The sequence below is a fragment of the Microcoleus sp. F4-D5 genome (genome assembly GCF_036704885.1).
Lineage (GTDB): Bacteria > Cyanobacteriota > Cyanobacteriia > Cyanobacteriales > Microcoleaceae > Microcoleus.
Genome location: NZ_JAUBSX010000013.1, coordinates 25,083 through 34,332 on the forward strand (window position 1 = coordinate 25,083; position 9,250 = coordinate 34,332).

Genomic DNA, 9,250 nt, shown 5'->3' on the forward strand with positions numbered 1-9,250 from the left:
GCAGCACCCTACGAAAGAACCCAGGAAGGCACGCGCGCAGCACCCTACGAAAAACTAATAACTAAGAGTAATTTGTTGATAGTTTCTTCACGGCGCGAGTCAGACGCTGCAAATAAGGCTTGACAATTTCTTGATTTTGTCGCTGCAATTCGGAAACTTGCTGCTGCAAATTCTCAATCTCGGTTTGCAGCATCCCTGCATCTATTGTGGGTCGATCGAGCAAATCCTGCAATTGGTTCAGAGAACCTTGGATTTCATTCAAGTCTACTTCGTTCGATCGTTCCTGTAACTGGGCCGTAATAGTTTTAACTTCAGTTAACTTTTCGCCCATCAATAAAAATCGGACGTTGACATTTTCCCAATCCTGCTCTCTGAGGGCGCTAGTTTCCAAAATGCGGAGTTTTTGCTGCAAATCGGACAGGATGGTGTAGAGTTCCTGAGAGTCGGCCGGAAGCGCCTGGGCTTGGCGTTCGAGGGAGGCTACCGCAGCTTGTACCTCGGCGATGGCCCCGGATTCCAAGCCGCTTAGTTTCTGCTGCAAGTCGGAGACGGCGGTGTAGAGTTCCGCAGGTTCTCCAGGTAGTATCTGAACTTGCTGCGAGCGACGTTCTACTGCGGCCTGTACGTCCGCAATCGCAGCATTTGCCTTTTGTTGCATTTGTTGCTCGAAACGCTGGCGATTGGCGAGATTTAGCGAGATTGCTGCGGTTAAGGGGGCGGCAGCGTAGACAATTTGGCCCGACAATCCAGCAGCAATCGTGCCAATAGCTGAACCAGCAACAGAGGCGTATTCTACCAATTCTAGCCAGTCCGGCTGGTTCGGGGCACTTCTGGAAGCTGGAAATGATGATGCTTTTTCAATCTTCTGCATAGCCTTTTAGTCGTAGTCGGATAGATGGCGATAGGGACATGATAAAAGCGATCGGCAAATAAATCAGGGCTATTTGTCAAAATTTCCTGATTGTGGTATTTTTATTGACCGAAAGCATCCAGGATACAACACCCCAGATTCATTCCGTGGGGTCAATGCTTCAATTCTAAAATCTAAAATCTAAAATCTAAAATCTAAAATCGATTGACCTCCTGCCGAATAGCTTCTGCCTTCAAAACGGTCAATCTCAGGTAAAATTCAGGATTGAGCCGATCGCTCAACAGTTAACCGATAACCGTTCACCGCCGTCTGTCAGGAGTATACAGAAAATGGGTCTCAAGATTATTGAAAGCTACGATAGCAGTTTTGTCCTCGAACCCGATGCTAAAACTGCACTGTTCGCTTTATTAACAGGTGAAAGCTTTCTCCAACAAGTAGCCCTACAATTGCAGTGCTCGCGCATTGAGTTTGCCGAATTACTTTTTCAGCCAGTCCCTTACAGCAGCGAGACGCCGAAGGGAATGCCTGCAGAATTTGAAAAATATCACGAATCGAGCGATTTTGCGATCGTCAACGTCCCGCCTAATTTCATGTTCCAGGCCAAAATATTTAAACCCAGCCGCCTCTGTGCAATTTATCGAGTTTTTAAGACTTAAGTAAAAGCTGGTTAATCTGTGGTTTAATCTAAAATCTAAAATCTAAAATCTAAAATCGAATGACAGAAGACATTCAATCTCTCGCCAGCTTAGAATTCATTCCCTACATTGACTCCGAGGGAAAATTGCCCGAGTTTGTCCGGGGAAAAATTGGCGTTTACGCGATTTTCGACAGCGAGAAAGTGCTGCAATTTGTCGGTTATTCTCGCGACATTTACCTCAGCCTCAAACAGCATTTGGTACGCCAAACCCAATATTGCTACTGGCTGAAAATCCAAACTATTGAGAAACCCAGCCGCACAATTCTAGAAAGCATTAGAGAAAGTTGGATTGCCGAAAACGGTTCCCAACCCCAGGGTAACGGTGCCGATGCTGCCAAATGGAACGATCCCATCGACACCAAAACAGTGATGACTGCCGAAGAAGTGGCCAATTATGAAGGTATCTTCGCTGATGAAATTGCCAAAGATAAATTGTTGAAAAATGTCGCGCGGCGCGTAGAAAATGAAATTTTATCGCTGTTGAAAGCTCGGGGTGTAACTGAAGAAATTCGGTTTAATCCCAAGCTGAAAACTAGCGGATTGCTCGATTTAAAGTAAATAGCCTCTCCGGTCAATTCCCCACAATCAGCCCCTGCTTGCAATGAGGATTTTTTTTCGATATTTCATAACTCAAATGCTTACTACGAAACTGTTTCAGGACTTACGCACCGGCCCGGAAACCTGGTTTTTTTACGAAAATAGTTCGCTGTAGACCGCAGATTCGGTAAAAAAACCGTTTCTTTGGTCGGAGTGCATAAGTCCTGTGTTTGTAGTGAGAATTTTAGGTTTATACCTAAGGACTTTAGTCCTTATTACTAACATTTATACCAATTTAATGTGGAGTTGCACATATCTCGATCCCCCTAAATCCCCCTTAATAAGGGGGACTTTGAGAAGAATCTTGTCCCCCCCTTATTAAGGGGGGCTAGGGGGGATCGGATTCTATTCAACCTCATAAAAAATTGGTATTAACTGTTAGCATTTAACAGATATCGGAATCTGCAAAATTAACTCTGTCCCTCTGCCCGGAGCAGAAACACAACTGATTTGACCTCGATGTTTTTCCACTACAATATCGTGACTGATTGCCAACCCTAATCCAGTACCCCGGCCTACAGGCTTGGTAGTAAAAAATGGGTCAAATATCTGGTGGCGCACGTCCTCACTCATCCCACAACCGTTATCGGCAATGTTAATCACAACAGATTTATAGTTTTGAGTTGCGACTTTTGAATCTTGATTTTGCAGCGCAGGTGCTGACTCAGAACTTAGTGAAGTGCTGATGGTAATTGTTCGAGGAGATGGTTGATTTTCTAGGGCATCAATAGCATTAGTTAGCACGTTCATGAACACCTGATTTAACTGACTGGCATAACAGGTGACTTTTGGCAGTTGACTGTAGTGTTTGATAACCTCAATCTCATCTTTTTGGTTCGATCCCTTCAGTCTGTGTTCCAAAATAACTAAAGTGTTGTCAATGCCTTCATGAATATTCACTGGCTTGTACTTTTGTTCTCCCAGGCGGGAAAAGTTGCGCAAAGACATCACAATCTCGCTAATTCGAGAAGCACCCTCTGTCATCGAATTCAGCAGTTTTGGATAATCCTCTGCGATGAATTCGGGTTGAATCTCGTCCAATTTGCCGATAATTTCTGCAACGGGGTGGGGGTAGTAATGTCGGTACAATTCGACGAGGTGAAGCAAATCTCGCGCATAGTCCGCCGCTAGAGCAATATTGCCGTAGATAAAGTTGACTGGATTGTTGATTTCGTGAGCAATCCCTGCCACTAATTGACCTAAAGAAGCCATTTTTTCCTTCTGTATTAACTGAGATTGAGTTTTCTTGAGTTGAGTTAAAGTTTGTTCGAGTTGCTGGGCGTAGGATTGTGTTTGTTGGAACAATTGGCGCTGCACGATTTGATTTGAAACCCGGGCCAAAACTTCTTGTTCGTGAAACGGTTTCGTGATATAATCTCTACCGCCAACTTCAAAGGCTTTGACTTTATCAAACACTTCATTTAAAGCACTAATAAAAATAACGGGAATGTCCTTGGTTTTGGGAGAAGCTTTCAATGCTTGGCAGACTTTGTAGCCGTCCATACCCGGCATCATGATGTCGAGCAATATCAAGTCAGGAGGAATTAACTCGATCGACCGCAGAGCTAGTTTGCCGTCGGGTGCGGTGCGTGTTTTGTACCCTTGCTGGGAGAGTATTTGAGCTAAAAGTTGCAAATTAGCCGGAATATCATCAACAATTAAAATATTTCCTTTTAAGACGTGAGTTAGTTCGTAATTCATATCTAGTTCGGTAAAATAACCGTTATAGGTTTGTAGTGAATACGATGTCCGAGCGGGTTTTATCAGGACGGTCGTATTTACTACGAACCAGATCTAATATAATTTTTATTTTGTTTCGGGATGGATGAGAGCTAATATTTCATTGAAAAGAAACTCGTTTGCCAATGCGGCTAGAGCGGTAGCTAAAGAGTCATTTCGATCGCGAATTTGCTCAATTTGGATCAGAATTAACTCTAAATCGCACTCTATTGTGGCTTTCTCTAAAGCTACCAGCCAATCTGCAGGTAAAGCTGCAAGAGTCTCTGCTGTGAGAGCCTCGATTTGAGTTGACTCGGGAACACTCTCGGGTTCATCGTAAATGTAACGCACTCCCAGATGTTTGTGCAGGGTGGCAAAGATTTCTGTATCTCGAAAGGGTTTGTGGATAAAGTCATCGCAATCATCTGATACAGTAACGCTTCGCGCTTCCTCAACGTCACCGGCACTCAGGGCAATAATGGGGGTCGCTTGACCTTTAACAGTGGCTTTAATGCGTTTCGTCGCTTCATGCCCATCCATCACGGGCATCCACATATCCATAAAAATTAAGTGCGGCTCAAAACTCGACCACATTTCAATAGCTTCTATGCCGTTGCTGGCTTCTTGGAGTTCAAAGTTAAAGGCAGCGAGGAGTTCGATCAGCAGTTGGCGGTTGTCGGCTCGATCGTCCACAATCAAAATACGATAGCGTGGCTGGTTGAGTTCTAGGGCTATCACCCGACGCGGCGGCTTTACGGATTGAGTCGCCAGGGCCTCAATGGCGCTGACGGAGATATCAAACGCGAAGGTTGTGCCGCGTCCTACTTCACTTCGCACAGTAATGATCCCGCCCATCAGCTTGATAAACTGTTGGCTGATAGCCAGCCCCAAGCCTGTTCCCTGCTGAGATGTTGCCCCTGTTTTGGTTTGCACAAACGGTTGAAAAAGCCGCTCTAACTCTTCAGGAGCCATGCCGGAACCAGTGTCTTCTATTTCAAAATATAATTGATAATTAGTGATTGGTGTTTGCTGGTTTTCACTCTCCCTAACCGCCCTTACTCTTACCGCAATGCCTCCCTTTTTCGTAAACTTAATGGCGTTAGAAAGCAGATTAATTAAAACTTGGCGCAACTTAAGTTGATCGGTTCGGACGTATTCGGGAATATCGCTAGAGCAGTCAAATATTAACTGCAATTGTTGATCCCGTGCCTGGAGTTGAAACATCTCTTCCACCTCATTGAGCAGGCTGCTTAATTTAAAGTCTGTTGGGTTGAGGGTAATGCGTCCCGCCTCTATTTTGGCTAAATCTAATATTTGATTGATCAGAGCTAGCAAGTGTTCTCCGCTGCGGTTGATGATACGGATATTTTCCTGTTGTTCGCGAGTGAGGTTGGTAGAGCGCTGCATCAATTGAGAGAATCCCAGAATTGCGTTGAGCGGGGTGCGGAGTTCGTGGCTCATATTTGCCAGGAAAGTGCTTTTGGCGAGGTTGGCGGCTTCTGCTGCCCAGGCTGCTTGTTGGAGCTGTATTGCTTGCTGTTGAGTGGCTTCGAGCAATTGAGCTTGTTGTAAGGCGACTCCGAGTTGAGTGCTAATTTGCAGCCCAATATTGATTTCTGCTTCGCGCCAAGTGCGGGGTGCAGAATTTTGATAGCTGGCGAGCAAACCCCAAAGTTGACTGCCGCAAAATATGGGAAAAATAACGTAGGCTCTAGCTTGAAATTGCTCTAACAGTTGCAGGTAACAAGGACTTAAACCAGCGCTGTATATGTCTTCAATTATGCGGTAAGGAACGCCTCTAGCGTACATACCGCCTTGATTTTTTTGTAGATAGGTATCCAGCACTGGTTCACTGCTGGCTTGCAGAGTTTTCACGGTACAGCGAGTGTCTTCGACGAGATTGTTTGGTAAATTAATATCGTCGGTTTTTTTCATTAGAGATATCCAGCCCTGAGCCATTGATTCGGCAACAAATTCCCCGCTCCAATCAGGATTAAAACGATAGATCCCGACACGATCGCATTTTAGGGTTTGTCGCAGTTCATAAGTTGTGGTTTTGAATATTGTGTCAATATCTAAGGATTGACGGATGCGATCGATCGATCGGGCGATGGCTTGTTCCCCCTGCGCGCTTTCTCGCAAAGCTGACTCGGCTTGTTTGCGATCGCTAATATCCAAGACAGTACCCACTAAACGGCTCAACTGCCCTTGTTCGTCATAAACCGGTTTCCCTCGGACTTCAAGGTAACTGAGCGAGCCATCTCTTCGGATCAGCCGCAGATCGATTTCAAAGCTTTTTCCTGAACTAGCTAGATCGCGAATCATTGTCAGATAGCGCGATCGATCTTCTGGATGAAAATGCTCGATTAATTGTTCGCTGGGCAGCGGTTTTTGAGTCGGATCGATCTCGTAAATGCGATAGAGTTCTTCACTCCAAGTGGTTGTTTCTGTGGCGATATCGTGTTCCCAACTGCCAATACGGGCAATTTTTTGGGCTTCGAGCAGTCGAGATTCGGCAAACTGGCGATCGCTAATGTCGCGCGCTACCCAAACAGCGGAGCTATCGGACAGCGGCGAAATTTTAGCAGCAAACCAAACTTCTTGGTTATTAATCTGCAGACTGTAATCAAAACTAATAGTTTGTTTTGTTTCCAATGCCTGTCGAACTTTAGCGAAATAAATCTCCTCGCTTTGTTCCTGAAAAAATTGTTCGATGATAGAGTCGAGCTGATTTTTCTGATAGTTGTATTGAAAAATTCCCTTAGTGGGTATAATTTGGATAGTTTTTTCTGTGGCTTCAAAAATTAATACAATATCGGTAATATACTCAAACATTTTCATGAATTGATCGGTAGAAGTATAAAACTTTTGTGCGATTAAGTTGCGCTCGATCATTTCATATTGTAATAGTTCATTAGCACGCTCTAAGGCGGAGGTATGTTCGGCAACTTCTGCTTCTAAAGTGCGATTGCAGTCAGTTAATATTTTTTCAAATTGTTTGCGCTGTGCGATGTTAGAAAAAGCACCGATCGCATAAATAATGTTTCCGCCTGCGTCGAAAATTGGTGTGGCGCGCACCTCAAAAGGAATAAATTCCCCGTCTCGATAAAGTTCTACATCTTCAAGGAACACTGTTTCGCCGTGCAGTGCTCGGAATGCGGGCAGTTCTTCAATTGGATAGGGCTGGTTTTGGCGGTAGATTTGATAAACTTCGACTGATTCTTCTAAAGTCGCATCGGGGATAGTTTCTACGCCGAGCCAATGCTTGGCAGTTTCGTTGAAGTACACGACTTTACCCGAGGCATCGTGGATAAATACTCCCGCAGGCATGGCTTCGATAAATTGCTGGAGTTGGCTCTCCCTCTGCGCTAAGGCTTCATTTAAAGATTTTTGTTCTGCAAAAGCCTGTTGCAGTTGCGCTGCCATAAGATTGAAGGAATTGGCGAGTTCTCCGACTTCATCGAAGCGTCTAATTTCTAAAGGTCGATCCCATTCGCCTTTGGCAACTTTTTTGGCTGCGGTATTCAAGCGCATAATTGGTTTTGTCACCCAACGGGAAGTCAACAATCCGATCGCGATCGCCAGCGGCAGCGTACCGGCACACAGCCACAATGTCTTGCGCGTATTTGCTTGAATGCGAGCCATGAAATCAGACTCTGGCACCACCACCACAATCAACCAATCCAAGCCACGGAAATCTCGATACGGAGTGACGCGGACAAACTGCCGCTGGCGCTTGCTTGTCAGGGTAAATTGCTGAGTTGTTTGCAGCGTGCGGAAGTTGCCAAATCGGTGGGCGAGTTGTCGGGCAATATCTCGCGTTCGGGCGTCCTTGCTGTTGGTGGCTAGCAGTGGCGTCGGTTGGTTTTTTGTTGGCGTTGCCAAGGGTGTTTCTAGTGTGGATGCGGCAATCAGATTACCCGATCGATCCATAATAAAAGTCTGTCCCGATGCAGAGAAGTCCAGCCTAGCCAGAAAGGTATTGATTGACGAAGGCCCATTATTATCGGTGAGGCGATCGCTAATCCGCTCTGCTACTTGTTCGATTAACTGATGCGCTACATCCTCGACAGATTCCTGACCGCTTTTGAAAGAAAGATAGCCTACTAGCCCAACTACACTTACCGTTTGCAAAACAAACGGAACAATCAGAACCGTTCGCAGGGGAAGCTTGCTGAAAAATTTGGCCGCTCGGCGGTTGAATGGATAAATCGACATGGGTGTGAACCAATTGTGATGGCGATCGAAGTTTAACTACTGTGGTCTGCCTTTACCCCGGCCATTGTCGCGCCCTAAAGGCTCTGAAATTTTTCTCCGGGTAGATAGTCAACTACCAGCGAAAATTGGGGGCGGCTGTCAAAATTTGCTTCTGTCAGTTCTGTTTTTAGCTGTTTGGTCTTTGAGTGTTTTATACTGACAAAAACAGTCATAAGGTTTCTATTTTTTTCTGTATTTCTGCTAGAACCTCATCAATTAAGTTGTCTATAAGTGGCTGTTTTTTTTTGCAAATAACTACCCATTATTTATTTGAAACTTAATTTCGGTTGAATTGCCTCTGAATTTTTCCAAGTCAAGCTACTGTAGCTTTCGGGAAGTTTATTAATATTCGGGGTAGGGACAGGGCAGTGGCGTGTGCTCGGTTTCATTCCGATGCCACCGGAAACGAGATAATTCCTTTCTGCTCAGAGTTTTAAAATTAGCTGTGTTAATCAGAATATCTCCACGGCCCGTTAGGATAAATCTCTCTTTCGATAGTTTTACGATCCAAAATGTACAAGTTATTTGTGCGTTCATCCAGCCGCACTATGTAGATAAGCTGATACATATTTGTTAGGGAGCATCTCATCTTTGTAAAAGCACTTCTTTTCGCTCCTTCCTTCTTCCTCGCAGCCTCGGGCCTCAAAACTTAGATTTCTAGCTTGGGTGCTTTCATTGAGATCCTCCCTATTTGTTAACTCGCAGCAAACTACAAAGCATTTGAGTAAGGGCGCTGCGGTAGGAACAATCTTTGCTGCTGTACTCTCGCACTTTTGGTGGTTTGTTAGACAGCAGTCAAGCGATTTTAGATTTTAGATTTTAGATTTTAGATTGAAGGATTGGAGGATTGGAGGATTGAAGGATTGGAGAATTGATCCCTGATGAATCCGGGGACTTGTGACTAAATTATTTTTGGTCGGAGTTGGCAACATCTGGCAGTCAAGCGATTTTAGATTTTAGATTTTAGATTTTAGATTGAAGGATTGGAGAATTGATCCCTGATGAATCCGGGGACTTGTGACTAAATTATTTTTGGTCGGAGTTGGCAACATCTGGCAGTCAAGCGATTTTAGATTTTAGATTTTAGATTTTAGATTGAAGGATTGGAG

The 9,250-nt window shown here is 44.7% G+C and carries 6 protein-coding genes; 2 read left to right on the forward strand and 4 right to left on the reverse strand.

All coding sequences use genetic code 11. The features are described 5' to 3' along the window. Window positions 1-61 precede the first annotated feature (61 nt). Window positions 62-871 (reverse strand): hypothetical protein, encoded by an 810-nt coding sequence (locus tag QUA80_RS08795; RefSeq protein WP_333423295.1) that lies wholly within the window; start codon window positions 869-871, stop codon window positions 62-64. Between the two features lie 329 nt (window positions 872-1,200). Between QUA80_RS08795 and QUA80_RS08800 the strand changes: the two genes are divergently transcribed. Next, window positions 1,201-1,527, forward strand: a complete 327-nt coding sequence (locus QUA80_RS08800) for a hypothetical protein (protein ID WP_333423299.1) — start codon at window positions 1,201-1,203, stop codon at window positions 1,525-1,527. 59 nt (window positions 1,528-1,586) lie between these two features. After that, a complete protein-coding gene (locus tag QUA80_RS08805) occupies window positions 1,587-2,126 on the forward strand; it encodes a GIY-YIG nuclease family protein (protein WP_333423301.1) in 540 nt (179 codons plus the stop codon). A 417-nt stretch (window positions 2,127-2,543) separates the two neighbouring features. Here the strand turns inward: QUA80_RS08805 and QUA80_RS08810 are convergent, their stop codons facing one another. The 3 genes from QUA80_RS08810 to QUA80_RS33750 all read right to left on the reverse strand — a co-directional run bounded on the left by QUA80_RS08810 (window position 2,544) and on the right by QUA80_RS33750 (window position 8,730). Further along, window positions 2,544-3,866: a response regulator gene (locus tag QUA80_RS08810; RefSeq protein ID WP_333423303.1), complete on the reverse strand. Its 1,323-nt coding sequence runs from the start codon at window positions 3,864-3,866 to the stop codon at window positions 2,544-2,546. A gap of 105 nt (window positions 3,867-3,971) precedes the next feature. Next, window positions 3,972-8,102 carry an ATP-binding protein gene (locus tag QUA80_RS08815; RefSeq protein WP_333423305.1) on the reverse strand — a complete coding sequence of 1,377 codons (4,131 nt, stop codon included), beginning with the start codon at window positions 8,100-8,102 and terminating at the stop codon, window positions 3,972-3,974. 487 nt (window positions 8,103-8,589) lie between these two features. Beyond that, on the reverse strand, window positions 8,590-8,730 hold the full coding sequence (locus tag QUA80_RS33750) for a DUF6888 family protein (RefSeq protein ID WP_445302224.1): 141 nt from the start codon (window positions 8,728-8,730) through the stop codon (window positions 8,590-8,592). Window positions 8,731-9,250 lie beyond the last annotated feature (520 nt).

Excerpts from the sequence above, each read along its gene's own strand:
- QUA80_RS08815 (WP_333423305.1), bottom strand. The coding sequence starts at position 8,102 with ATGTCGATTTATCCATTCAACCGCCGAGCGGCCAAATTTTTCAGCAAG.
- QUA80_RS33750 (WP_445302224.1), bottom strand. The coding sequence starts at position 8,730 with ATGAGATGCTCCCTAACAAATATGTATCAGCTTATCTACATAGTGCGG.
- QUA80_RS08805 (WP_333423301.1), top strand. The coding sequence starts at position 1,587 with ATGACAGAAGACATTCAATCTCTCGCCAGCTTAGAATTCATTCCCTAC.
- QUA80_RS08795 (WP_333423295.1), bottom strand. The coding sequence starts at position 871 with ATGCAGAAGATTGAAAAAGCATCATCATTTCCAGCTTCCAGAAGTGCC.
- QUA80_RS08810 (WP_333423303.1), bottom strand. The coding sequence starts at position 3,866 with ATGAATTACGAACTAACTCACGTCTTAAAAGGAAATATTTTAATTGTT.
- QUA80_RS08800 (WP_333423299.1), top strand. The coding sequence starts at position 1,201 with ATGGGTCTCAAGATTATTGAAAGCTACGATAGCAGTTTTGTCCTCGAA.